A 21,865-nucleotide genomic window follows, 5' to 3' on the forward strand; every position below is an offset into this window, starting at 1 on the left:
GGATGTCACAGAAACAATAAGTCATCAGCCGATGTCATCAACTGATGTCATCCGGCGATGACAAAATGCATCGGCTGCGCTACATACCCCTTGCGAACGGAGTTGCTCGATCCGATCTCGCAACTGTTACCAATCAGGCGCTCCCCGATGACCTCCACCACTCTGCCCGTCGCCCAGTCGCGCACCCGCTCCGTCTACAAGAACGTAACACTGTGGACCTTCCAGGGCTGGATCGCGATGTTCTTCATCGCCGCCGGTTACGCCAAGCTGACCGAGCCGATGACCAATCTGATCGCCCTGATGGGCTGGCCTGCGGTCGCGCCGGAAAACATGGTGCGTGGACTGGGCTTGGTGGAGATGGCGCTGGGCCTGAGCGTTCTGGCGCCGCTGATCTCCTGGCGCGTGGGTCGCCCTCTGTTGCTGAGCGCCTCGGCCGGACTGATCGTGATGGAGGCGACCATGCTGATGGTCCACGCCCTGAGCCGCGACATCGGCCTGGCGGTGGTGAACCTCATTCTCCTGGCGCTCACCGTTCCCGTCCTCTTGGGACGGCGGCGCGCCTGAAACAGGATCGATCGCCGGGGCCTCTCCCCCTCCGCCCCGGTGTGTCGCGCCCGGAGCCTTCCCCAGGCTCCGGGCTTTTCTTTGCCTGGCGCGCCGCGGGGGAGGGGTGGCGACGAAAAGCTTACCCTTACGCGCACGTAAACTCTTTCCTTTACGCGCACGTCAAGTTATGGTGCCTTCATGGCCACCGCCGACGACCATCGCACCTATTCCATTCGCCAGCTGTGCCGCGAGTTCGACGCCACGGCGCGGGCGCTGCGTTTCTATGAGGACAAGGGTCTGCTGACCCCTGCGCGCAAGGGTCAGACCCGCGTTTATGACGCCCGCGACCGCGCACGTCTGAAGCTGATCCTGCGGGGACGCCGCATCGGCTTCACCCTGCAGGAGATCCAGGAGATGCTGGATCTGTACGACCGCAAGGATCACAACGTCCATCAGATGGCCGTGGCCCTGCGGCGTCACCGCGCCCAGATCGCGGCCTTGAAACAGCAGTTGGAAGACATCGAAGGCGCCATCCAGACGGCGGAGGACGCCTGCGCCTGGATGGAATCCAAGCTGAGCGAGCACCGTCCCGACCTGCTGCCCGGCGCCGAAGATTACGAGAAGCTGCTGCGCGCGCGTCTCAACCAAGACCACCACCACCCCTTCAAAGCGAGAGCCTGATCCATGGCCTACAAGTCGCCCGTCCGCGATTTCACCTTCATCCTCAACGAGGTGCTGGAGATCGACCGGTACACGAACCAGCCTGGCTTCCAGGACGTGTCGTCGGACCTGGTCAACCAGATCCTGGAGGAAGGCGCCAAGTTCGCCGACGAGGTCATCGCCCCGATCAACAACCCCGGCGACAAGGAAGGCTGCCACTGGTCTGAGGGCGGCGTCGTCACCGGTCCCAAGGGCTGGAAGGAAGCCTATAAGGCCATGTCGGAAGCCGGCTGGATGGCGTTGGCCGCCGATCCGGCCTACGGCGGCCAAGGCATGCCCTCGATCGTCGCCTCGGCCTTCGGTCAGATGACCGCCGGCGCCTCGGCGGCCTTCTCCATGTATCCGGGCCTGACCGCCTCGGCCTATGCCGGCATCCACGCCAGCGCCTCGGACGAGATCAAGGCCAAATACCTGCCCAAGATGGTGTCCGGCGAATGGTCCGGCACGATGAACCTGACCGAGCCCCAGTGCGGCACCGACCTGGGCATGGTCCGCACCAAGGCCGTGCGCAACGACGACGGCAGCTTCTCCATCACCGGCCAGAAGATCTGGATTTCGGCGGGCGAGCACGACTTCTCGGACAACATCATCCACACCGTCCTGGCGCGGATCGAAGGCGCAGTTCCGGGCATCAAGGGCCTGTCGCTGTTCGTGGTGCCCAAATATCTGGTGAATGACGACGGTTCTCTGGGCGAGCGCAACACGCTGCAGTGCGTGGGCCTGGAAGAAAAGATGGGCATCCACGGCAACGCCACCTGCGTCATGCAATATGACGGCGCCAAGGGCTGGCTGCTGGGCGAGGAAGGGCGCGGCATGAACAATATGTTCGTGGTCATGAACGAGGCGCGCCTGGGCACCGGCCTGCAAGGCCTGGCCATCGGCACCGCCGCCTATCAGGCCGCCGTCGAGTTCGCCAAGGACCGCCTGCAGGGCCGCAGCCTGACCGGACCGAAGAACCCGGAAGGCCCCGCCGACCCGATCATCGTCCATCCCGACGTGCGCCGCATGCTGCTGGAGGCCCGCGCCTTCGTCGAAGGCGGCCAGGCCTTCATCCTGTGGACCGCGCTTCACGCCGATCTGGAGAAGTCGGAAGACGAGGCCGTGGCGACCAAGGCCAAGGATTACATGGGCCTGCTGACCCCCGTGCTGAAGGCCTATCTGACCGACAAGGGCTTCCATGTCGCCTCGCTGGCCATGCAGGTCCATGGCGGTTCGGGCTACACTGAACACTTCCCCGCCTCGCAGTATCTGCGGGATGCGCGCATTACCATGATCTACGAGGGCGCCAACGGCATCCAGGCGCTGGATTTGGTCGGCCGCAAGCTACCGGCCAACGGCGGCCGCGCGATCATGACCTGGTTCGGCGAGATCGACGCCTTCGTGGCCGAGAACAGCGGCAATGAGGCGATCAAGCCCTTCGTCGACGGTCTGGCCGACGCCAAGGCCAAGCTGCAGGAAGGCACCATGTGGCTGATGCAGAACGGCATGGCCAATCCGGACAACGCCGGCGCCGCCTCGACCGACTATCTGAACGTCTTTGGCCTGACGGCGCTCGCCTATATGTGGGCGCAGATGGCCAAGGTCGCCCAGGCCCAGATCGAGGCCGGCTCGACCGACCCCTATTACGCCGCCAAGCTGCAGACCGGCCGCTACTTCGTCGAGCGCATCCTGCCCGACGCCGAAGCCCATCTGAAGAAGATGAAGACCGGCGCGGACGTGCTGATGGCCATGCCGGTCGAGGCGTTCTGACCCTAGACTGACGATGGAACGGGCCGGCTGACTTCGCCGGCCCGTCTTTCTTTCCAACCAGAAGGGCGCGAAGCCCTCGCACCACAGGGACAAAACCGATGAACGTGCTGGGCAGCCCAGACCCTGATTTCATGCGTGAAGAAGAGATCACCCTCTTCTCCGACAGCGTCGGCAAATGGATCGACGAGCACGCGCCGCCGGAGAAGGTGCAGCAGTGGATCGCCGACTCCAGCGTGCCGCGCGCCCTGTGGAGCCAGGCCGGCGCCGACGGTCTTCTGGGCCTGTCCATGCCGGAAGAAGACGGCGGCATGGGCGGCGACTATCGGCATGAGGTGGTGCTGATGCGTCAGCTGGGCTGGAAGGGCGCGGATCATTTCGGCATCTCGCTGCACAACGCCATCGTCGCCCCCTACATCTGGCACTACGGCACCGAGGAGCAGAAGAAGCGCTGGCTGCCGCGTCTGGCCTCCGGCGAACTGGTCGGCGCCATCGCCATGACCGAACCGGGCGCGGGCTCGGACCTGCAAGGGGTCAAGACCACGGCGATCAAGAGCGGCAACGGCTATGTCGTCAACGGCTCCAAGACCTTCATCACCAACGGCCAGCTGGCCAACTTCATCATCGTGGTTGCCAAGACCGACCCGGCCGAGGGCGCCAAGGGCACGTCCCTGATCGTGGTCGAGACGGACGGGGCGGAAGGCTTCGAACGCGGCCGGAACCTGCACAAGATCGGCATGGAGGGAAACGACACCTCCGAACTGTTCTTCAACGACGTGAAGGTCCCCGGCGACAACGTCATCGGCGGTGTCGAGGGCCAGGGCTTCGTCCAGCTGATGCAGCAGCTGCCGCAGGAGCGTCTGAACATCGCCGTCCAGGGCGTCGCCGCCGCCGAGCGCGGGCTGGAGGCCACCCTCGCCTACGTCAAGGAACGCAAGGCCTTCGGCAAACGCGTCATCGACTTCCAGAACACCCAGTTCAAACTGGCCGAGGTCAAGACCAAGCTGACCGTCGCCAAGGTCTTCGTCGACCACTGCATCGGCCTGCACCTGAAGGGCCAGCTGGACGCCGCCACCGCCTCCATGGCCAAATACTGGGTCACTGACATCCAGGGCGAGACCATCGACGAGATGCTGCAGCTGCACGGCGGCTACGGCTATATGAACGAATATCCGATCGCCCAGCTGTACAAGGACGCCCGGGTCCAGCGGATCTACGGCGGCACCAATGAGATCATGAAGCTCTTGATCGCGCGGACGCTCTGACCACGTAAAAGGCTAGCGATAATGTACGTAAATATGTACATTATCGCTATGAAGGCCATGTCCGTCACCGAACTTCGCAAGAACCTCGCGTCGGCCATCGACCGGGTGACGGCGGACCATGACTACACCATCATCACGCGCGACGGCGGCAAGCCTGCGGCGGTGCTGATGTCGCTGGAGGACTTCGCCTCCTGGCAGGAGACGGACTATCTGCTGCGCAGCCCGGCGAACGCCGAACGCCTGCGCAAGGCCGTCGCCGAGCTGGACGCCGGGGGCGGTCAGCCGCGCGACCTGATTGAATGAGGCTGACGTTTCAGGAGGCGGCCTGGGAGGATTATCTCTATTGGCAATCCACCGACACGAAGCAGCTGAAAAAGATCAACGGCCTGATCCGCGAATGCCTGCGCACGCCGTTTTCGGGAACCGGCAAGCCTGAACCGCTGAAGGGCGAGTTGTCCGGCTGGTGGTCGCGGCGCATCGATCAGGAGCATCGACTGGTTTATCGCCCGACGGAAGACGCCCTGCTGATCGCGCAATGCCGGTACCATTACGCCAAATGAAAGAGAGGCGGTCGACGGGCGGATGACGGCCGCCGTCGAACCTTCTAAACCTCCCGCCAAGGGAGACATGCACATGACGACGCGATCCAACGCGCCCGCCTATCTGACCGGCTTCGGCAATCATTTCGCGACCGAGGCCGCGCCCGGCGCCCTGCCGCAGGGCCAGAATTCGCCGCAGAAGACGCCGATGGGCCTCTATGCCGAACAGCTGTCCGGCACGGCCTTCACCGCACCGCGCGCGGAGAACCGGCGCAGCTGGCTGTACCGCCTTCGTCCCTCGGCCCAGCACGGCCCCTATGTGGCCTTCGACCAGGGGCGCGTCCGCTCCGGCCCGTTCGACGAGACCCCGCCCAACCCCAACCGCATGCGCTGGGACCCGCTGCCGATCCCCGAGACCGCGACCGACTGGGTCGAAGGCCTGGTCACCTACGGCGGCGCGGGCGATCCCGACGCCGGAGCCGGGGCGGGAATCCACCTCTATGTCGCAAACCGGTCGATGACGGACCGGGTCTTCTACGACGCCGACGGCGAACTGCTGATCGTGCCGCAACAGGGGGCGCATCGCTTCGTCACCGAGATGGGGGTGATCGAGGCCCAGCCTGGCCACATCGTCCTGATCCCGCGCGGCGTCCGCTTCCGCGTCGAGATCGACGGGCCCGTTCGGGGCTATGTCTGCGAAAACTACGGCAGCCCGTTCCGTCTGCCGGACCTCGGTCCCATCGGCGCCAACGGCCTGGCCAATCCGCGCGACTTCGAAACCCCGGTCGCCGCCTATGAGGACGTGGATCGCCCGACCCAGTGCGTCCAGAAATACGGCGGACGCTTGTGGGCCACCACCTTCGACCACAGCCCGCTGGACGTCGCAGCCTGGCACGGCAATCTGGCGCCCTGCCGCTATGACACGGCGCGGTTCAACACCATCAACACGGTCAGCTACGATCACCCCGATCCGTCGATCTTCACTGTCCTGACCAGTCCGTCGGAGACGCCGGGTACGGCCAATATCGACTTCGTCATCTTCCCGCCGCGCTGGATGGTGGCCGAACACACCTTCCGCCCGCCCTGGTTCCACCGCAACGTCATGAGCGAATTCATGGGCCTGGTGACCGGCGCCTATGACGCCAAGGCCGGCGGTTTCGCCCCCGGCGGCGCCAGCCTGCACAACCGGATGAGCGGCCACGGCCCGGACCAGGCCAGCTACGAGGGTGCGATCAATGCGGACCTTCAGCCGCACAAGATCACTGACACCCTGGCCTTCATGTTCGAGACCCGGGCGCCGATCCGGATCACGAAATGGGCGTCGGAATCGCCGCAGATGCAGCTCGACTACGACGACGTCTGGTCGGGCTTCGCCAAAGGACAGGTCGAATGATCCGTATCCCTCTTCTCGCCGCCGCCGCCCTTCTGGCGGCCGCCTGCACCCCGCAGACCACGGCGGGCTCGGACGCCCCGATGCAGAGCGCCGACGCCTCGGCCTGCGCCGCGCGCGGCGGGACGATGAAACAGGTCGGCCGGCTGCAATCCTGGCAGTGCGTGATCAACTACGCCGACGCCGGCAAGCGTTGCACCGACGGCGACCAGTGCCAGGGCGACTGCCGGATCGAGGGCAACAGCGGGATCGCGCCCGGAACCGCCGCAACCGGCGTCTGTCAGGCGACAAGCGACCGCTTCGGCTGCAACACGCCGGTCCAGGACGGCAAGGCGGGCGCGACCCTCTGCATCGACTGAGGGGCAGGGGGCGAGCACCCCGCCCCTAATCCCCGTGCTTGCCGTTGCTGGAGAATTCCGGCGGGGCGGCCTTGTGCACATACTGCTCCGCCACCAGCCAGGCTTTGAACGGCCTCAGACAGCCCAGGCAAAGCGCGATCAGGATCGGCAGGGTGACGACTGCGTGGACCCAGACGGGCGGCTTCATCGTGAAGTCGATGACCATCAACAGGATCATGCCGACCAGGCCGACCGCCGACATGACGAAGAAGGCCGGGCCGTCCGCAGGGTCCGCAAAGCCGTAGCTGAGCCCACAGTTCGGACAGGCTTCGCGCAGGGTCAGATACCCTTTGAACAGGGGACCCTGGCCGCAGCGCGGGCATTTGCAGCCCAGGCCGGTCTTCAGGGTGCTGAGGCGGGGATAATCGGTCATGGCCCCATGATGCGCCAGATCGCCCGGCCTGTCGCGTGGGCGAACCGTCCCATTCGTGGAATCGCGGGTGAACGTCGGTTAACCGCGATTAAAGAGCTTTCGGGTCATGGCTTGGCGGATATGTCCGGGACCCCGCACAGCAAGCGCCTGCTGAAGACGACCGTGGCCGCCGCCGCGGCCGGGGCGGTCGCCTTTGCGCCGCTTGCGCCCCTGGCCCAGGAGGCCGGCCGCTCCAGCGATCCCCTGTCGATCAGCATCGGCCAATCCAGCGAGTTCACCCGCGTCGAATTCGCCGGCGTCATCGGCGTGCGCAGCCAGGTGCGGCGTGAGGCCGACAAGGTCATCGTCCGGCTGGGCGTCTCGGCCGCCCCTGACATTTCGCGTTTGCGCGTCGATCCGCCGCAGGGGGTCAAGGCGGTCGAGACCCGAATGGCGCGCGGCGGGGCGACCGACCTGGTCATCACCCTGGCCGAGGGCGCCGACGCCCGGTCCGGCGTGGCCGACGGCGCCGTCTGGCTGAACCTCTATGCGCCGGGCAAGGCGCCGGAGACGCCGGCGCAAGAGACCGGGGCCAAGATCAACGCCGTCGTGCCGGTTCGCGCCGTCTCCAGCGACGAGAAGACGGTTCTGACCTTCCAGTGGGGCGCGCCGGTCGGCGCCGCCGTCTTCCGCCGGGGCGAGGCGGTCTGGATCGTCTTCGACGCCGCCGCCAAGATGGATATGGCCGGCGCCAAGGCGTTGGGGCCCGCCAAGGACGCGCGCTGGGCCGCCGGCGGCGACTACACCGCCGTCCGCATCGCGGCGCCGGAGGGGCTGGCGGTCGCAGCCGACGGGCAAGGCGGGACCTGGACCGTGACCATCGGCGGGCCGCCCACCGGCGCCTCGGGCGTGGAGGTGGACCGCGCAGACGACGGTTCCGACGCCCTGGTGGCCCGGATGGCGGGAGCCACCAAGACGGTCTGGCTGACTGATCCCCTGGTCGGCGACCGGTTCGCCGCCGTCACCGCCCTTGCGCCCGGCAAGGGATTTTCGGGCTCGCGCAGCACGATCGACCTCAGCCTGATCCCCACGGCTCAAGGCCTGGCGGTGGAGACGCCGACCGACGATCTGAAGATCGAGGCTGCTGGCGATCTGGTCACCCTCAGCCGCCCGAACGGCCTGACCCTTTCGCCGCCGTCAGCGACCCTGGAGGCGGGCGAGCGTGAGGCCGACGCGCCGAAACGGGCGCCCCATCCCAGCCTGATCCTTGAGGAATGGGCGGCGACCGAGGGCTTTTCCGAACGCTATCGCCGACTTCAGGACGCTGCGGCCCAGGAGACCCTGGCCGCGACGGACAATCCCCGCGCCCCGATCGGCGCTCGCCTGGCCCTGTCGCGGTTTCTGGTCGGTTCGGGCCTGAACTATGAGGCGATCGGCGTGCTGAACGCCCTGATCGCCCAGGCCCCCAATATGCAGGGCGAGCCGGAGGTGCGGGGCCTGCGCGGCGCCGCCCGCGTCGGCGTCGGCCGGTTGGAGGAGGCCCAGGTCGACTTCGCCGGCGCCGCCCTGTCCAACGATCCCGCCGCCAAGGTCTGGCAGGGCTATATCGCCGCCGAACAGGGCGACTGGGAGGGGGCGCGCCGCGCCTTCGCCGCCGGGGCCTCGGTCATCGACGACTTCCCCAAGGAATGGCGCGCCCGCTTCGGCGCCGCCCACGCGCTGGCGGCGATCGAAACGGGCGATCTGCCCGCCGCGCGCCAGCTGCTGGACTATGTGTTCAGCCAGAACGCCTCGGCGGCCGACCAGCTGGCGGCGCGGGTCGTTCAAGCGCGTCTGTTTGATCTGACGGGCGACAAGGCGCGGGCGCTGGCGGTCTATAAGGCGGTGGCGCGCGCCCCGCTGGACGGCATCGCCACCCCCGCCAAACTGGGCGCCATCAGCCTGGAGCTGGACAAGGGCGCCCTGACGCCCGACCAGGCGGCCCAGCAGCTGGAGCTGCTGAAGTGGCGCTGGCGCGGCGATGCGACCGAACTGGCGGTGATCCGCAAACTGGCGGACCTCTATCTGCAACAGGGCCGCTATCGCGAGGCGCTGGACGCCCTGCGCAGCGCCGGCAAGCGGATGGCGAACGTGCCGGGCGCCGCCGAGATCCAGGCGGACCAGTCCAAGGCTTTCCGCGCCCTGTTCCTGGAAGGCGCCGCCGACGGCCTGCAACCCGTTCAGGCCCTGGCCCTCTTCTATGACTTCCGCGAACTGACGCCGATCGGCGCCGACGGCGATGAAATGGTGCGCCGCCTGTCGCGCCGCCTGATCGACGTCGATCTGCTGGACCAGGCCGCCGAACTGCTGAAACACCAGGTGGACGAGCGGCTGGAAGGGGTGGCCAAGGCGCAGGTCGCCACCGATCTGGCCACCGTCTATCTGATGGACCGTCAGCCGGAGAAGGCGCTTCAGGCGATCTGGGGGTCGCGCACCACCCTCTTGCCGACCGCCGTCAACAGCCAACGCCGCGCCCTGGAAGCGCGGGCCCTGATGGACCTGGGGCGTTACGACCACGCGCTTGAGGTTCTGGATCGGGATCAGTCGGCGCCCGCGCGCGAAGTGCGCGGCGACGTCTTCTGGAAACAGCAGAAGTGGGCGGACGCCGCCCCCCTGTATGAGGCGCGTCTGGGCGATCGCCACAAACAGACCGACTTGCCCCTGACGCCCGCCGAGGAGAGCTGGCTGGTTCGGGCCGGGGTCGGCTATTCGCTGAGTGGAAACCGCGCGGCCCTGGATCGTCTGCGGGGTCAGTATTCGCCCTTCATCGCCCGGGCGCGTTCGGCCAATGCGATTCGCGTGGCCTTGGACGACGACCTGTCGGGGGTGGCGGGCGCGGCCGATTTCGCCGGCCTGTCGGCCAATGCCGACACCTTCGTCGGCTGGGTCAATGCGGCCAAACAGGACTTCAGAAAAGAAGCGGGCGGGGGCCGCCCAGCGACCCCCGCCCGTTAATCCGCAGATCAAATCCGCAGTCTGGACCCGAAGGTCTTAGCCGTTGACGGCGTCCTTCAGCGGCTTGGAGACGCGGAAGCGCACGGCCTTGGAGGCGGCGATCTTGATGGTCGCGCCCGTGGCCGGGTTGCGGCCTTCACGCTCGGCGCGGTCGGCGGTGTCGAAGACGCCCAGGTTCGAGATGCGCACGTCGCCGCCGGCCTTCAGGCTGGCGTGGATGTTTTCGACGATGGCGGTCAGCACCTTGCCGGCGTCGGCCTGCGAGACACCGGCGTCCTTGGCGACGGCGGCGATCAGTTCGGCTTGAGTGGTCATAAGAGACATTTCCAGTGTTAGTCGCCCGATTCAGGGCGAGGACCGGGGGATCAACACGGATTTCGCTTGGCTTTGCAAGCGGGGAAACGGCGCAAAGCCTTATAGGGCGGGGATTATCCGGTTCCGGACGCCCGCTGGAAGCTCTCCACCAGGCTCCCCGCGACCAGTCTCCAGCCGTCCACCAGGACGAAGAAGATCAGTTTGAAGGGTAAGGAAACCACCACTGGCGGAAGCATCATCATACCCATGGACATCAGCACGCTGGCCACCACCAGGTCGATGACAAGGAACGGAACGAAAAGAAGAAATCCGATTTCGAAAGCCTTCTTCAGCTCACTGATCATGAAGGCCGGGGTGACGACCCGAAGGGGCAGTTCCTGGAGGTTGGTCGGGGGCTCGACGCGGCTCAGTCGGGTGAAGAGCGCCAGGTCCGAACGGTCCACCTGGGCCAGCATGAAAGTTTTCACAGGTTCGGACGCCGCGTCGAAGGCCTGGGGCAGTTCCATCTGCTGATCCAGCAGCGGGCGGATGCCCGAATCATAGGCGTCCTGCCAGGTCGGGGCCATGACGATGGCGCTCAGGAACAGGGCCAGGGACACCAGGACGGCGTTCGGCGGCGACTGCTGCATGCCGAGGGCGGTGCGCAGCAGGGACAGGACCACGACGATCCGCACGAAGCTGGTGGTCATGATGACGATGGAAGGCGCCAGGGACAGCACGGTCATCAGTCCGACCAGTTGGACCACCCGCTGGGTCAGGCCGGCCCCAGTGCCCAGGTCGATGTTGATGGCCGAGCCGGACTGGGCGGCTTCCTGGGCCAGGGCCGCGATCGGCCAGGCCAGGCAGACCAGGGTGGTGATCAGCGACAAGAGGGCCGCGCGCTTCAGTTCGGAGGCGGCGGGAACCGTGAAGACCTTCTCCCGGCTCCGGCGGGGGGGAAGCGGTTTTGCGCCCTTCACTTGAAAATCCCCGGCTGGCGCGGCTCGATCAGTTCGCGGCCTTCGCCCAGCAGGATCAGCCGCTCCTCGTCGTCGATCCGCACCAGGACCAGGCGGCGGGCGGGGTCCAGAACCAGGGTCTCGACCACCTGCATCCGCCGTTCGCCGCGTTCTGCGTTCAGTCGCGCCAGCAGCTGGGGGGCGTAGCGGCGCGCGGCGTAGGCCGCCAGGCCGATCAGGCCCAGGGTGAAGGCCAGGCCGAAGACGGCGCGGGCGAGATCGAGGAAGTTCATACGCTTTGGGCCCCGGCGCAGTCGGCGCTGTGACCCCAAGTCTTAATCAGCCTGGTTAACGAGGCGTTGAGATAACGCCCTATTAACCATGCAGGCGGCATTTTCTGCCCATCGCGCATTTTTGCGCCGCACGGGAGACCGCCATGGGCGTCGCCGACATTCCGCTGCTGGGACAGATCAAGGGCCGGCTGGGCTGGCTGGACGCCCGCCAGAAGGTCATCGCCGAAAACGTGGCCAACGCCGACACCCCCGGCTTCGTCGGCCGCGACCTGAAACAGCCCAGCGACTTCGCTGCGGCCCTGCGCTCGGGCGGGGGACTGCCGATGGTGCGGACCAACCGGGCCCATATGGCGCCCGCCGTGGCGCCGCCCCGTTTCGATTCGTCAAAGTCCCCGGATTCTGAGACGACCCTGGACGGCAACTCGGTGGTGGTCGAAGAGCAGATGCTGAAGATGGCCGAGAGCCGCATGGCCTATGACGCCGCCATCGGCTTTTACCAGAAATCCATGTCGATGATCCGCATGGCCGCGCGCAAGCCCGGCGCGGCCTGAACCGGAGGCCTGACCCATGCCTGATCCCGTCCCCCCCTCGAACAGCGCCATGGCCGTGGCGGCCTCGGCCCTGAAGGCCCAGCAGTCGCGCATGCGCGTGATCGCCGAGAACATCGCCAACGCCCAGTCCACGGCCCGCACGCCGGGCGGCGAGCCCTATCGTCGGCAGATCCCCGTCTTTCAGGCACGAGAGGTGGACGGCGCGACCGGCGTCGCCTTGGCCGAGGTCCGCCCCGACGACAGCGATTTCAAGATGGACTACGACCCCTCCCATCCGGCGGCCAACGCCCAGGGCTATGTGATGCGACCCAATGTCGACACCCTGGTCGAGGCCATGGACATGCGCGAGGCCCAGCGGGCCTATGAGGCCAATCTGAACGTCATCGAGACGGCGCGGTCGATGGACAGCCGCACCCTCGACATCATCAAACGCTGAGGGACTAGGCCATGAACCCGATGATGGCCGCCAAGGCCTACGCCGCCGTCCAGGGCGGGGCCATGCCCGTCGCCGCCCAGCCGCCCGCCGCCGGCGACAACGGCTTCGCCGACCTGGTCAAGACCGCCATGACCGGCCTGGCCGACCAGACGCGGGCGGCCGAGACCCAGATGACCAAGTCGATCCAGGGCCAGGGCAATCTGATCGACGTGGTCACGGCGCTGAGTTCGGCCGAGGCGTCGCTGGAGACGGTGATGTCCGTCCGCGACCAGGTCATCTCGGCCTATAAGGAAATCATGGCCATGCCGATCTGACCGAGCCGTCGGCGTTCGTCAGTCGGTCTGCCACCACCGCCGCCAAGTCCCGCGCCTGCCCTCGCAGATCGGGCACGGCGGTCATTTCCCAAAAGGCGCCGCGGGTCAAAGGGCCGATGGCGTAAAGGTCAGGGGTTGGGCCCCCCTGGCCCCCGATCAACTGCCCGCCCTGATCGACCTCCAGCCCCAGGCCGATCGGATCGGGCCGACCGTAGCCCTGGGCCAGCAGATTGCGGATCACCGGCTCGGCGCTGTGCTGAATGACGCCCAGCGGGCCGGTGCAGTTGATCACCAGGTCAAACCTGTCCCGGATCGGCCGGCGACGGTGGCGCGGCCGCCAGGCGGCCTCGACCGAACCGTCGTCCAGCACCACTCCGGTCAGCTTGCCCGCCAGCACCGTCAGATCCCCCGCAGCCAGCATGGCGGCGATTTCTCGCGTCACGCCCGGCGCCGTCCGGTGGCGGTGAACATCCCACAAGGGGCGAAGATGACGCAGGAAGCGGCGCTTCTGCTGCGGCGTCCAGGCGCGCCACAGGTCGCGGGCGCCGTGCCTTAGGCGATCGAACACAGCCCGCCAATCGTGGGTCAGGACGGCGCGCCGCACTTGGGACAGGACTTCGGACGGACCGCCCGAAAAGGCGCCGTCGAAGGGCGCCGGTGGAACCGTGGCGTGGCCGCGGGGCAGGAGGCCGTGCCTGGACAGGGCGGTGAACCGCCGTCCCGGTCGCCGAAGCGTCAGGACCGCATCCACCATGGTCAGGCCGGAGCCGATCAGAAGGATGTTGCGCGCAGTTCCGACCGCAGCCGTGTCGATACGCCACGGGTTTTCGACATAGACGGCCGAGGCGCGGACCGTCGCATCGACGCCGGGCGGGGAGGCGGGCTCCAGATTGCCCAGGGCCAGGATCACCGCATCGGCCGCGATGACTTCCGCACCAACCATGATCCGCCAACCGCCGTCGCGGCGGTCGATCGCCTGGGCCTCGCCGTGGACGAGGGTCATTCGCCCCGCCTCGTCCGCATTGCCTTCGAGCGTTTCCGCCAGCAGATGCCGCAGATAGTCGCCGTACACGCCGCGTGTGATGAAGCCGTCCTGGGCGCGCCAGGACGGCTGTTCCGCCAGCCAGTTCGCCAGATGGTCGGGTCGGTCGGGAAAGGCGCTCATATTGTCCAGGCGGACGTTCAGCAGATGGCCGGGATTGCCGGTGTCATAGGCGACGCCGGGACCGAAGGCGTCGCGCCGCTCGATCAGCGTCACCCGCACGATGGGCGACCGCCTCAAAAGCTGTATCGCGGTCAGCAGGCCGCTGAAGCCGGCGCCGATGATCGCCACCCTGGGTCCATGGTCTTGCGACATCGATGCTCCCGTAATGCCCGTGGGGCGACCCTTCACCCTGACACGACGGGCGGAGGCGGAAGTCGATCATGCCGATAAATATCTATCTGCCAAGTAGGATTTAGATCAATCCGCTTGGCGTCGTCGCCTTAGGGCGAAGGCGGCGCCAAGTTCACGCAAGGCCAGGGGCGCCAGGCTCCACGGTTCGACGCAATAGCGGTGAAACAGGCGCTGGGGATCGTGCAGCAGGCGATAGACCCATTCCAGCCCGACCCGGCCCATCCAGCGCGGCGCCGACTTCTGGACGCCGGCCTCATAGTCGAAAGCCGCCCCGACCGAAAAGACGACGCAGGCGGGCAGATCGTCGAACACAGTCGCGATCCACGACTCTTGGCGAGGCATGCCCATGCCGACGAACAGTATGTGGGGCGAGAAGGCGCGGATGTCCGCCAGGAGTTCGGCGTTGTCCGCAGATCCGGGGCGGGCGTCGAAGAAGCCGTGGCGGGTGCGAATCTCTGCGCCAGGATAGCGTTCGGCCAGGCGCCGGGCCGCCTCCGGGCCGACGGCGGGCGCCCCGCCGATCGACATGACGCGCCAGCCCCGGCGGTCGGCGACGCTCCAGAAATGGTCCCGCCAGTCCAGATAGGTGGATCGGTGAAAGCCGCGACCGGGCAGGCCGAGGGCGCGCAGGAACCAGATCAGAGGCGTCGAATCGACCTGGACCAGGTCGGCGCGGTCATAGAAGGCCCGCATCTCCGCCTGGGTCTGGATCAGATGCAGGCTGTGCAGATTGTGGTTGGCGATCAGGGTCTTGCGGCCCTCTGCCACCGCCGCCTGAACATGGTGCAGCACCTCTTCGGGCCGGACCAGATCGACCGCCTCGCCCAAGAGGCGCACCCGCTCCTCCGGCCGTCGCTGACGGCGGTAGGGACGCCGCACGGCCGCGCGCCGATCGGGCGTCGTCTGGGTCAGGGTCGGCTGGGCCATGGGCGGATGCTAGGCCGGCTCGCCTCAAGGCGGGGTAAGCGAACAGGCTTAACGCAGGCTGGACGCCGCCCTGCGGCGACGCTTGGAAAATAAAACCGCCCGCCGATGAAAAATCCCTGTTGACCCCGCCCGGACCCTCCCTTAGAGGTCCGCGCCTTCCCGATGGAAACGCCGCAAGGCGCTGCCGACGGGGCCCAGATGGCGGAATTGGTAGACGCGCTGGCTTCAGGTGCCAGTGGCTTAACGGCCGTGGAGGTTCGAGTCCTCTTCTGGGCACCATCTTTCAGACGGCGCCGTGTTTTCGGACACGGCGCCGTCGTCGTTTCCGGCCCCTCATCATGCCTGTCGCGAGGCCGTTTCGCCGCGCGCCTTCGCCGTGTAAGAACCTGCCCATGACTGTTTTTCTGCATGAGGGCGACCTGCCCGACGACCTGGACCTGGGGGCGGAAGTCGCCATCGATTCCGAGACCATGGGCCTGCGTTTCCGTCGCGACCCCCTGTGCGTCGTCCAGCTGTCGTCCGGCGACGGAAACGCCCATGTGGTGCGGCTGAACCGTCCCGCCTACGACTGTCCGAACCTGAAGCGGCTGCTGACCGACCCGGCCGTGACCAAGATCTTCCACTTCGGTCGCTTCGATATCGGCATGTTCCAGCTGCACCTGGGGGTGGAGACCCGGCCGGTCTATTGCACCAAGATCGCCTCCAAACTGGCCCGCACCTATACGGACCGCCACGGTCTGAAGGACGTGGTGCGCGAGCTGGTGGGAGTGGACCTGTCCAAGGCGCAGCAGTCGTCCGACTGGGGCGCGGCCGAGCTGAGCCCGGCCCAGCTGGACTACGCCGCCTCAGACGTTCTTTATCTGCATGCGGCCAAGGCGCGGCTGGATCAGATGCTGGCGCGCGAGGGGCGGGCCGAACTGGCCGCCCGCTGCTTCGACTTCCTGCCGAGCCGTTCGGCGCTCGATCTCGCCGGATGGGACGAGGTCGACATCTTCGCCCACAGCTGAGGCCGTCTTGACCGAACCCGGCGAACAGACCCGCATCGAGGCGGACGAACAGCGGGTCGCCCTGGCCGGGGCGCGCTGGCGCGCCCATTCCCGCCGGGTCAAACTGTATCGCCGCGTCCTGCCGATCATCATCCTGGTGCTGGCGGGGGGCGTCCTGACCTGGACGGTCTTCCGCACCGTCATGTCCGGCGTGGAGCGCAAGGCCAGTCAGGGCCAGGAGGTCCGCCTGGACAAGCCCCTGTTCCACGGCCAGGACGCGCAAGGCCGCGCCTTCACCGTCGGGGCCCAGGGCGCCGTGCGCGATGCGGCGACCGGCCGTTTCCGCCTGATCGGCCCGGCGCTGAAGCTGAACCTGGGCGGGCGCAAGGTCACGGAGATGACCGCCGACGGCGGAACCTATGACGAGCAGGCCAAGACCGTGACCATCGGCCCCAATGTGCGGATTTCGGACGGGGGCACGGGTTTTGTGCTGACCACGCCCGAGGCGGTGGTCGACACCTCGACCGGAATCATCACCGGTTCAAAAGGCGTTCAGGGCGCGGGCCCTATTGGAACCATCAACGCTTCGTCCTATGCGATCTATGATCAGGGCGAGCGCGTGGTGTTCAAAGGCTCCGGCGACAACAAGGTGCGAGGGGTTCTGACCCCCTCGGGTTCAGGCGAATGACCATGATGAAGATCTTTGGAACACGGGCCGCGGTCGCGGCGGCGGGGGCGATGGCCCTCCTGGCCCTGCCTGCCGTGGGCGACGCCCAGACGCGGGGCTCGAACCAGCCGGTCGCCTATGGGGCGGACGGGGTCGAATATGCGCCGAACCGGGTCATTCTGCGGGGGCGGGCTGAGGCCGTGCAGGGCGCCAATCGGTTTCGCGCCGACCAACTGACCCTGGTCTCTGGATCGGGCGGCGATCTGGAGCGGGCCGAGGCGGCCGGATCGGTCTATTTCGTCACGCCGGACCAGACCATGCGCGGCGATCGGGCGGTCTATAATCTGAGCTCCGGCGAGATTGTGGTGACGGGAAATGTCATCCTGACCCAGGGACAGAACGTGCTGACCGGATCGCGTCTGGTCTATAACGTCAATACGCAGACCGCTCGTATGGAAGGCGCGCCGCGCGGCGCCGCCGGCAATCGGGTCCAGGGCGTCTTCTATCCCAACGGAACCAACTAGGCGCCCGTCCGGGAAGGCCGCACGGATCTCGACCTTTGGCGCGTAAAGAACTCTCAGCCCTGAATCTGGACGATCGGCCGGCGCCCGAGCCGACGCCTGAGGTCGCGCGCGCGGAAAAGGGCCTGCGGGTGCGCAACATCGCCCGCGCGTTCGGCGCCCGGCAGGTGGTGCGCGACGTCTCCCTGACCGTCCAGCGGGGCGAGGTCGCGGGCCTGCTCGGCCCCAACGGCGCCGGCAAGACCACCTGTTTCTACATGATCACCGGCCTGATCCCGCCCGATTCCGGCTCGATCTGGCTGGACGGCGAGGACATCACCGGCCAGCCCATGTATCAGCGCAGCCGGATGGGCCTGGGCTATCTGGCCCAGGAAGCCTCCATCTTCCGCGGCATGACGGTGGAGCAGAACATCAAGGCCGTGGCCGAGCTGAACTATCCCCGCGACCGGGTCGAGGCGGAGACCGAGCGGCTGCTGGGTGAACTGCACATCGACCATCTGCGCCACGCCCCGGCCACCGCCCTGTCGGGCGGCGAGCGGCGTCGGGTCGAGATCGCCCGGGCGCTTGCGGGACGCCCGTCCTTCATCCTGCTGGACGAACCCTTCGCCGGCATCGACCCCCTGGCCATCGCCGACATCCGCTCGGTGATCCGCTATCTGGCGGGGCAGGGGATCGGCGTCCTGATCACCGACCACAATGTGCGCGAGACCCTGGACATCACCGACCGGGTCTCGATCATCTCGGGCGGCGCGGTCCTGTTCGAAGGCACGGCGGACGAGGCGGTCAACGACCCCGAGGTGCGGCGGGTCTATCTGGGCGAAAACTACATCTGATCGAAGGGCGGCGGCGCTCTGCCCGCCGGTCGCCAAGGCTCAGACGTGCGGGTCGGGACGGGCCCGCACCCCCCGTTTGTCGGGTGTTAACCAATGGGCGGCACTCTCGACAGCAAGTTCCGGGCCAGTTTTGGCGCCCGCAGGAAAACCGTAAGTGATCGGGCAGCGTCTAGAGATCAGACAGGGGCAGGGGCTCGTCATCACGCCCCAGCTGCAGCAGGCGATCAAGCTGCTGCAACTGTCCAATCTCGAGCTGGAGGAGTTCGTCGAGGCCGAGCTGGAGCGTAATCCGCTGCTGCAACGCGACGAGCCCGAGGGCGGAGAGGCTGACGCGCCCGAAAGGGCGGCCGATCCCGTCGCCGATCAGGAAATGTCTTTCGGCGAAGGGGTGGGCCAGGATTCGGTCGCGGCGATGGACGCCGGTTCCGACGACGTCTATGGCGACGCCGCGCCTGGCGAACGCACCAGCGACCGCCTGACCGACGAGGCTCAGCCCGGTCTGTCGGACTGGTCCAGCGCCGGCAAGGGCGGCGTCGTGTTCGAAGGCGACGGCGAGCGCCCCGACGCCCATGAACCCACCCTGTGGGAGCATCTCCAGGCCCAGGCCTCTTCGGCGGGCCTGTCGCCGGCCGACCACGGCATCGCCCTGACCCTGATCGATGCGACGGACGAAGGGGGCTATCTGCGCGGCGAACTGGCGGAGTTCGCCGATCGGCTGGGGGTCGATCTGGCGCGGATCGAGGCGGTCCTGGCCGTCTGCCACGGGTTCGAACCGACCGGCGTCATGGCCCGTTCCGTGCCCGAATGCCTGAAGCTGCAGCTGATCGAGCGCAATCGCTTCGATCCGGCCATGGCGGCCCTGCTGGACAATCTGGACCTTTTGGCGCGTCGGGATATGGCGGGGCTGAAGAAGGTCTGCGGCGTCGACGCCGAGGATCTGAACGAGATGATCGCCGAGCTGAAGGGCCTGACGCCGCGACCCGGCGCCGGCTTCGGCGGCGAACCCGCCCAGACGGTGGTCCCTGACGTCCATGTACGGCCCGATCCGGCGGGCGGCTGGCGGGTCGAACTGAACGCCGATACCCTGCCGCGCCTGCTGATCGACAAACGCTACCATGGACTGGTCCAGGCCGGCGCGCGGTCGGAAACGGAAAAGACCTTCGTCGCCGAATGCGCGGCCCAGGCCAGCTGGCTGGTCAAGTCGTTGGATCAGAGGGCCAAGACCATCCTGAAGGTGGCCTCTGAAATCGTGCGTCAGCAGGACGCCTTCCTGGCCTTCGGGGTCGAGTTCCTGCGGCCCCTGAACCTGAAGACGGTCGCCGACGCCATCGGCATGCATGAATCGACGGTCAGCCGCGTCACCTCGAACAAATATGTTTCGACCCCGCGCGGGGTGTTCGAACTGAAATTCTTCTTCACCGCCGCCATCCAATCGACCGACGGCGCCGCCAGCCATTCGGCCGAAGCCGTCCGTCATAAGATAAAAACCATGATCGACGGCGAGAGCCTGGGGGGGGACATTTTGTCCGACGACAGAATCGTCGAAATCCTTAAGGAAACCGGCATCGACATCGCCCGCCGAACAGTCGCCAAGTATCGGGAAGCCTTGAGAATTCCGTCGTCCGTCGAACGTCGCAGAATGGTTAGGGGCGCCTGACAAGCGTGACCACAAATCGGTGATCCCGATTGACACCAAAAGCGAGCGGGAGCGTTCTATCCGCATGCAAGTCCAAGTCAGCGGCAAGCAAGTGGATGTCGGCGAAGCGTTAGGCTCGCGCATCTCCCAGGAACTCGAAGAAGGGGTCGGAAAATACTTCGCCCGCGGCGGTGACGACGCCGAGGTCGTGGTGTCCAAGGACGGCCACGGCTTCAAGGTGGACTGTTGGGTCCGCCTCGCGTCGGGCCAGACTCTGGTGACGACGGGTATGGGCGGCGACGCCCACTCCGCCTTCACCGAGGCGCTGGACCGTCTCGAAAAGCGCGTCCGCCGCTACAAGCGCCGGCTCAAGGACCACCATATCGGACCCAAGGGTCTGTCGCCTGAAAAGACCGAAGACGCCGCGCGCGAAGTCGCCCGCAGCATCGTGCTGCGGGACCCCGACAGCGTGGAGGACGACGTCTTCGGCGACGCCGGCGACAGCGACGGTCCGCCCCCGGTCGGCATGGTCATCGCCGAAACCGAGCATGAGATCCGCACCATCACCGTGGGGCGGGCCGTGCTCGAGCTGGACATGACGGGCTATCCGGTCGTCCTGTTCCGCAACGCCGCCCACGGCGGTCTGTCGGTCGTCTATCGCCGTCCTGACGGCAATGTCGGCTGGATCGACCCCGAGCGCACCGGCAAGACCAACGGCCACTAGGTGAACAGCCGCGTTTGACTTTGTCGCGGGAGCCTCTAAAGGGGCGCCCGCGACAGCCATTCGCCTGTCTGGAGTCGGCTACAATGCATATCGCAGACCTCCTGGCGCCCAACGGCGTAGTGCTGCGCGGCGGCGCTTCTTCCAAGCGGCAAGCGCTGCACGCGGTCGCTGAGGCGGCCGCCCAGGCGATGGGGGTGGATCAGACCCGCGTGTTCGAAGCCCTGCTGGAGCGCGAAGCCCTGGGCTCCACCGGCCTTGGGTCGGGCGTCGCCGTGCCGCACGCCCGGCTGAAGGAGATCGACCGGGTCACGGCCGTCTTCGTGCGGCTGGATTCGCCGGTCGCCTATGACGCCGTCGACGATCGCCCGGTGGATCTTCTGTTCGCCCTGTTCGCCCCGCCCAAGGATGGGGCCGAGCATCTGCGCGCCCTGGCGGCGGCGTCTCGCGCCCTGCGTTCGGCCGAGCTGAGGGAACAGTTGCGTCAGGCGCGCACCGCCGATGCGATCCGCGCCCTGTTCGTCAAGGACGACGCCCCCGCGACCGCCGCCTGACAGCAGGCGGCGGCCTCTTCCATTTCCGCTCAGTGAACCGAGACGGGCTCCAGCTCGTGGGCCACGGCGGCCGCAAAGGCGGTGTCGCGGTCCAGCATCACCGCCAGGCGTTCGCCGTCGGCGCTGTGGACGGCGTAGAGCGACTGGTTCGGGTCGAAGGCGACGTCCTTCATCTCGACCGCCTCTTCCAGCAGGTCGGACGCCTTCACCTCGCGCACATAGACGAGGTCGGGGGCGCCCAGGCCCGCAAAATCTTCCTTGGTCATGATCGGCGTCATAGGACCGCCTCCTTTGATTCCACAACGCCCGGATCGCCGGGCGGTTCGAACGGTCGCGCTTTTCAGCTCGCCGTGATGGGAATGCGCCGCACCTGGCGTTCCGCCTCGGGCCGGATCAGATCGACGTGCAGCAGACCGTGTTCCAGTCGCGCGCCCTGAACCTCCAGCCCGTCGGCGAGGACGAAGCTCCTGACGAAGCCGCGCGAGGCGATGCCGCGATGCAGGAAGGCCTGTTCGCCCTTGCCGGCCTCGTCGCGCTTGCCGGCGATGATCAGCTGACGTCCCTCAAGCGTGATAGACAGCTCGTCTGGCGAAAAGCCGGCGACAGCCAGGCTGATCCGAACCCCCGTGTCGGCGATCTGCTCGACATTATAGGGCGGATAGCTCTCGGCGGCGGCCTTGGCGGCGCGGTCGATCAGGGCGCGCGTATGGTCAAAGCCCAGCAGAAAGGGGCTGTCGAACAGAACGGTGCGGGTCGTCGTCATCTGGGTCCTCGAAAAAGCGACCGACCGACGGCCTCCCGCGAACGGCAAGACCTTCGATCACAGA

27 protein-coding genes and 1 tRNA gene are annotated in these 21,865 nt (G+C 67.0%); 20 read left to right on the forward strand and 8 right to left on the reverse strand.

Going from position 1 to position 21,865, the window contains the following annotated elements:
• Window positions 1-147: 147 nt before the first annotated feature.
• From AC1RKE_RS05950 to AC1RKE_RS05985, 8 genes are all read left to right on the forward strand, one after another.
• Window positions 148-564, forward strand: a complete 417-nt coding sequence (locus AC1RKE_RS05950; protein WP_054766661.1) for a DoxX family protein — start codon at window positions 148-150, stop codon at window positions 562-564.
• 180 nt (window positions 565-744) lie between these two features.
• Entirely contained in the window at window positions 745-1,227 is a 483-nt protein-coding gene (locus AC1RKE_RS05955; protein WP_054766660.1) for a MerR family transcriptional regulator, read from the forward strand.
• Window positions 1,228-1,230: 3 nt separating this feature from the next.
• Window positions 1,231-3,015: an acyl-CoA dehydrogenase C-terminal domain-containing protein gene (locus AC1RKE_RS05960; protein WP_348683930.1), complete on the forward strand. Its 1,785-nt coding sequence runs from the start codon at window positions 1,231-1,233 to the stop codon at window positions 3,013-3,015.
• Between the two features lie 98 nt (window positions 3,016-3,113).
• Complete coding sequence (locus tag AC1RKE_RS05965; protein WP_348683928.1) at window positions 3,114-4,277, forward strand: acyl-CoA dehydrogenase family protein; 1,164 nt, start codon at window positions 3,114-3,116, stop codon at window positions 4,275-4,277.
• 33 nt (window positions 4,278-4,310) lie between these two features.
• Window positions 4,311-4,580, forward strand: a complete 270-nt coding sequence (locus tag AC1RKE_RS05970) for a type II toxin-antitoxin system Phd/YefM family antitoxin (RefSeq protein WP_224761054.1) — start codon at window positions 4,311-4,313, stop codon at window positions 4,578-4,580.
• Window positions 4,577-4,837: a Txe/YoeB family addiction module toxin gene (locus tag AC1RKE_RS05975; RefSeq protein ID WP_152950968.1), complete on the forward strand. Its 261-nt coding sequence runs from the start codon at window positions 4,577-4,579 to the stop codon at window positions 4,835-4,837. The genes AC1RKE_RS05970 and AC1RKE_RS05975 overlap by 4 nt, the downstream gene beginning before the upstream one ends.
• Before the next feature lie 73 nt (window positions 4,838-4,910).
• On the forward strand, window positions 4,911-6,209 hold the full coding sequence (hmgA, locus tag AC1RKE_RS05980) for a homogentisate 1,2-dioxygenase (RefSeq protein WP_395942110.1): 1,299 nt from the start codon (window positions 4,911-4,913) through the stop codon (window positions 6,207-6,209).
• On the forward strand, window positions 6,206-6,565 hold the full coding sequence (locus AC1RKE_RS05985) for a hypothetical protein (protein ID WP_054766657.1): 360 nt from the start codon (window positions 6,206-6,208) through the stop codon (window positions 6,563-6,565). The genes hmgA and AC1RKE_RS05985 overlap by 4 nt, the downstream gene beginning before the upstream one ends.
• Before the next feature lie 25 nt (window positions 6,566-6,590).
• Here the strand turns inward: AC1RKE_RS05985 and AC1RKE_RS05990 are convergent, their stop codons facing one another.
• A complete protein-coding gene (locus tag AC1RKE_RS05990; protein ID WP_191558173.1) occupies window positions 6,591-6,977 on the reverse strand; it encodes a DUF983 domain-containing protein in 387 nt (128 codons plus the stop codon).
• A 120-nt stretch (window positions 6,978-7,097) separates the two neighbouring features.
• Here AC1RKE_RS05990 and AC1RKE_RS05995 point away from each other — a divergent pair, with 120 nt between their 5' ends.
• Window positions 7,098-9,950 carry a tetratricopeptide repeat protein gene (locus tag AC1RKE_RS05995; RefSeq protein WP_395942111.1) on the forward strand — a complete coding sequence of 951 codons (2,853 nt, stop codon included), beginning with the start codon at window positions 7,098-7,100 and terminating at the stop codon, window positions 9,948-9,950.
• Between the two features lie 36 nt (window positions 9,951-9,986).
• Here AC1RKE_RS05995 and AC1RKE_RS06000 read toward each other — a convergent pair whose 3' ends face one another.
• From AC1RKE_RS06000 to AC1RKE_RS06010, 3 genes are all read right to left on the reverse strand, one after another.
• A complete protein-coding gene (locus tag AC1RKE_RS06000; RefSeq protein WP_054766654.1) occupies window positions 9,987-10,265 on the reverse strand; it encodes an HU family DNA-binding protein in 279 nt (92 codons plus the stop codon).
• A gap of 113 nt (window positions 10,266-10,378) precedes the next feature.
• On the reverse strand, window positions 10,379-11,152 hold the full coding sequence (gene fliP, locus AC1RKE_RS06005; protein ID WP_201464001.1) for a flagellar type III secretion system pore protein FliP: 774 nt from the start codon (window positions 11,150-11,152) through the stop codon (window positions 10,379-10,381).
• 68 nt (window positions 11,153-11,220) lie between these two features.
• Window positions 11,221-11,496: a flagellar biosynthetic protein FliO gene (locus tag AC1RKE_RS06010; protein ID WP_152950966.1), complete on the reverse strand. Its 276-nt coding sequence runs from the start codon at window positions 11,494-11,496 to the stop codon at window positions 11,221-11,223.
• A gap of 143 nt (window positions 11,497-11,639) precedes the next feature.
• Between AC1RKE_RS06010 and flgB the strand changes: the two genes are divergently transcribed.
• From flgB to fliE, 3 genes are read left to right on the forward strand one after another with little or no spacing between them, the layout of a single operon-like run.
• Window positions 11,640-12,047 (forward strand): flagellar basal body rod protein FlgB, encoded by a 408-nt coding sequence (gene flgB / locus AC1RKE_RS06015; protein ID WP_054766652.1) that lies wholly within the window; start codon window positions 11,640-11,642, stop codon window positions 12,045-12,047.
• A gap of 49 nt (window positions 12,048-12,096) precedes the next feature.
• On the forward strand, window positions 12,097-12,483 hold the full coding sequence (flgC, locus tag AC1RKE_RS06020) for a flagellar basal body rod protein FlgC (protein WP_054766651.1): 387 nt from the start codon (window positions 12,097-12,099) through the stop codon (window positions 12,481-12,483).
• Window positions 12,484-12,494: 11 nt separating this feature from the next.
• A complete protein-coding gene (fliE, locus tag AC1RKE_RS06025) occupies window positions 12,495-12,797 on the forward strand; it encodes a flagellar hook-basal body complex protein FliE (RefSeq protein WP_054766650.1) in 303 nt (100 codons plus the stop codon).
• On the opposite strand, the gene AC1RKE_RS06030 is transcribed toward fliE, so the two are convergent.
• Together AC1RKE_RS06030 and AC1RKE_RS06035 are read right to left on the reverse strand one after the other, a co-directional pair.
• Entirely contained in the window at window positions 12,778-14,154 is a 1,377-nt protein-coding gene (locus AC1RKE_RS06030; RefSeq protein WP_348684885.1) for an FAD/NAD(P)-binding protein, read from the reverse strand. The two genes, fliE and AC1RKE_RS06030, sit on opposite strands and share 20 nt — an antisense overlap.
• A 105-nt stretch (window positions 14,155-14,259) precedes the next feature.
• Window positions 14,260-15,120: a WecB/TagA/CpsF family glycosyltransferase gene (locus AC1RKE_RS06035; RefSeq protein ID WP_348684883.1), complete on the reverse strand. Its 861-nt coding sequence runs from the start codon at window positions 15,118-15,120 to the stop codon at window positions 14,260-14,262.
• A 192-nt stretch (window positions 15,121-15,312) separates the two neighbouring features.
• Here AC1RKE_RS06035 and AC1RKE_RS06040 point away from each other — a divergent pair.
• From AC1RKE_RS06040 to ptsN, 8 genes are all read left to right on the forward strand, one after another.
• Window positions 15,313-15,399: transfer RNA gene (locus AC1RKE_RS06040), tRNA-Leu, on the forward strand.
• A 113-nt stretch (window positions 15,400-15,512) separates the two neighbouring features.
• Entirely contained in the window at window positions 15,513-16,127 is a 615-nt protein-coding gene (locus AC1RKE_RS06045) for a ribonuclease D (protein ID WP_054766647.1), read from the forward strand.
• 7 nt (window positions 16,128-16,134) lie between these two features.
• A complete protein-coding gene (gene lptC, locus AC1RKE_RS06050) occupies window positions 16,135-16,794 on the forward strand; it encodes an LPS export ABC transporter periplasmic protein LptC (protein ID WP_054766646.1) in 660 nt (219 codons plus the stop codon).
• A 2-nt stretch (window positions 16,795-16,796) separates the two neighbouring features.
• On the forward strand, window positions 16,797-17,297 hold the full coding sequence (locus AC1RKE_RS06055) for an LptA/OstA family protein (RefSeq protein ID WP_233455833.1): 501 nt from the start codon (window positions 16,797-16,799) through the stop codon (window positions 17,295-17,297).
• A 35-nt stretch (window positions 17,298-17,332) separates the two neighbouring features.
• Window positions 17,333-18,127 carry an LPS export ABC transporter ATP-binding protein gene (gene lptB, locus AC1RKE_RS06060; protein WP_348685009.1) on the forward strand — a complete coding sequence of 265 codons (795 nt, stop codon included), beginning with the start codon at window positions 17,333-17,335 and terminating at the stop codon, window positions 18,125-18,127.
• A 154-nt stretch (window positions 18,128-18,281) separates the two neighbouring features.
• Window positions 18,282-19,784, forward strand: coding sequence for an RNA polymerase factor sigma-54 (gene rpoN, locus AC1RKE_RS06065; protein ID WP_054766643.1), 1,503 nt, complete (start codon window positions 18,282-18,284; stop codon window positions 19,782-19,784).
• A gap of 64 nt (window positions 19,785-19,848) precedes the next feature.
• Complete coding sequence (hpf, locus tag AC1RKE_RS06070; RefSeq protein ID WP_054766642.1) at window positions 19,849-20,487, forward strand: ribosome hibernation-promoting factor, HPF/YfiA family; 639 nt, start codon at window positions 19,849-19,851, stop codon at window positions 20,485-20,487.
• Between the two features lie 83 nt (window positions 20,488-20,570).
• Window positions 20,571-21,038, forward strand: a complete 468-nt coding sequence (gene ptsN, locus AC1RKE_RS06075) for a PTS IIA-like nitrogen regulatory protein PtsN (RefSeq protein WP_152950962.1) — start codon at window positions 20,571-20,573, stop codon at window positions 21,036-21,038.
• Window positions 21,039-21,067: 29 nt separating this feature from the next.
• Here ptsN and AC1RKE_RS06080 read toward each other — a convergent pair whose 3' ends face one another.
• Together AC1RKE_RS06080 and AC1RKE_RS06085 are read right to left on the reverse strand one after the other, a co-directional pair.
• Entirely contained in the window at window positions 21,068-21,316 is a 249-nt protein-coding gene (locus AC1RKE_RS06080) for a DUF1150 family protein (RefSeq protein ID WP_054766640.1), read from the reverse strand.
• A gap of 62 nt (window positions 21,317-21,378) precedes the next feature.
• Window positions 21,379-21,801, reverse strand: a complete 423-nt coding sequence (locus AC1RKE_RS06085; protein ID WP_348683957.1) for an Hsp20 family protein — start codon at window positions 21,799-21,801, stop codon at window positions 21,379-21,381.
• Window positions 21,802-21,865: the final 64 nt, after the last annotated feature.

This window comes from Brevundimonas sp. GW822-FHT03E11, from assembly GCF_058801445.1.

Excerpts from the sequence above, each read along its gene's own strand:
- AC1RKE_RS05950 (WP_054766661.1), top strand. The coding sequence starts at position 148 with ATGACCTCCACCACTCTGCCCGTCGCCCAGTCGCGCACCCGCTCCGTC.
- AC1RKE_RS05955 (WP_054766660.1), top strand. The coding sequence starts at position 745 with ATGGCCACCGCCGACGACCATCGCACCTATTCCATTCGCCAGCTGTGC.
- AC1RKE_RS05960 (WP_348683930.1), top strand. The coding sequence starts at position 1,231 with ATGGCCTACAAGTCGCCCGTCCGCGATTTCACCTTCATCCTCAACGAG.
- AC1RKE_RS05965 (WP_348683928.1), top strand. The coding sequence starts at position 3,114 with ATGAACGTGCTGGGCAGCCCAGACCCTGATTTCATGCGTGAAGAAGAG.
- AC1RKE_RS05970 (WP_224761054.1), top strand. The coding sequence starts at position 4,311 with ATGTACATTATCGCTATGAAGGCCATGTCCGTCACCGAACTTCGCAAG.
- AC1RKE_RS05975 (WP_152950968.1), top strand. The coding sequence starts at position 4,577 with ATGAGGCTGACGTTTCAGGAGGCGGCCTGGGAGGATTATCTCTATTGG.
- hmgA (WP_395942110.1), top strand. The coding sequence starts at position 4,911 with ATGACGACGCGATCCAACGCGCCCGCCTATCTGACCGGCTTCGGCAAT.
- AC1RKE_RS05985 (WP_054766657.1), top strand. The coding sequence starts at position 6,206 with ATGATCCGTATCCCTCTTCTCGCCGCCGCCGCCCTTCTGGCGGCCGCC.
- AC1RKE_RS05990 (WP_191558173.1), bottom strand. The coding sequence starts at position 6,977 with ATGACCGATTATCCCCGCCTCAGCACCCTGAAGACCGGCCTGGGCTGC.
- AC1RKE_RS05995 (WP_395942111.1), top strand. The coding sequence starts at position 7,098 with ATGTCCGGGACCCCGCACAGCAAGCGCCTGCTGAAGACGACCGTGGCC.
- AC1RKE_RS06000 (WP_054766654.1), bottom strand. The coding sequence starts at position 10,265 with ATGACCACTCAAGCCGAACTGATCGCCGCCGTCGCCAAGGACGCCGGT.
- AC1RKE_RS06010 (WP_152950966.1), bottom strand. The coding sequence starts at position 11,496 with ATGAACTTCCTCGATCTCGCCCGCGCCGTCTTCGGCCTGGCCTTCACC.
- flgB (WP_054766652.1), top strand. The coding sequence starts at position 11,640 with ATGGGCGTCGCCGACATTCCGCTGCTGGGACAGATCAAGGGCCGGCTG.
- flgC (WP_054766651.1), top strand. The coding sequence starts at position 12,097 with ATGGCCGTGGCGGCCTCGGCCCTGAAGGCCCAGCAGTCGCGCATGCGC.
- fliE (WP_054766650.1), top strand. The coding sequence starts at position 12,495 with ATGAACCCGATGATGGCCGCCAAGGCCTACGCCGCCGTCCAGGGCGGG.
- AC1RKE_RS06030 (WP_348684885.1), bottom strand. The coding sequence starts at position 14,154 with ATGTCGCAAGACCATGGACCCAGGGTGGCGATCATCGGCGCCGGCTTC.
- AC1RKE_RS06035 (WP_348684883.1), bottom strand. The coding sequence starts at position 15,120 with ATGGCCCAGCCGACCCTGACCCAGACGACGCCCGATCGGCGCGCGGCC.
- AC1RKE_RS06045 (WP_054766647.1), top strand. The coding sequence starts at position 15,513 with ATGACTGTTTTTCTGCATGAGGGCGACCTGCCCGACGACCTGGACCTG.
- AC1RKE_RS06055 (WP_233455833.1), top strand. The coding sequence starts at position 16,797 with ATGATGAAGATCTTTGGAACACGGGCCGCGGTCGCGGCGGCGGGGGCG.
- hpf (WP_054766642.1), top strand. The coding sequence starts at position 19,849 with ATGCAAGTCCAAGTCAGCGGCAAGCAAGTGGATGTCGGCGAAGCGTTA.
- ptsN (WP_152950962.1), top strand. The coding sequence starts at position 20,571 with ATGCATATCGCAGACCTCCTGGCGCCCAACGGCGTAGTGCTGCGCGGC.
- AC1RKE_RS06080 (WP_054766640.1), bottom strand. The coding sequence starts at position 21,316 with ATGACGCCGATCATGACCAAGGAAGATTTTGCGGGCCTGGGCGCCCCC.
- AC1RKE_RS06085 (WP_348683957.1), bottom strand. The coding sequence starts at position 21,801 with ATGACGACGACCCGCACCGTTCTGTTCGACAGCCCCTTTCTGCTGGGC.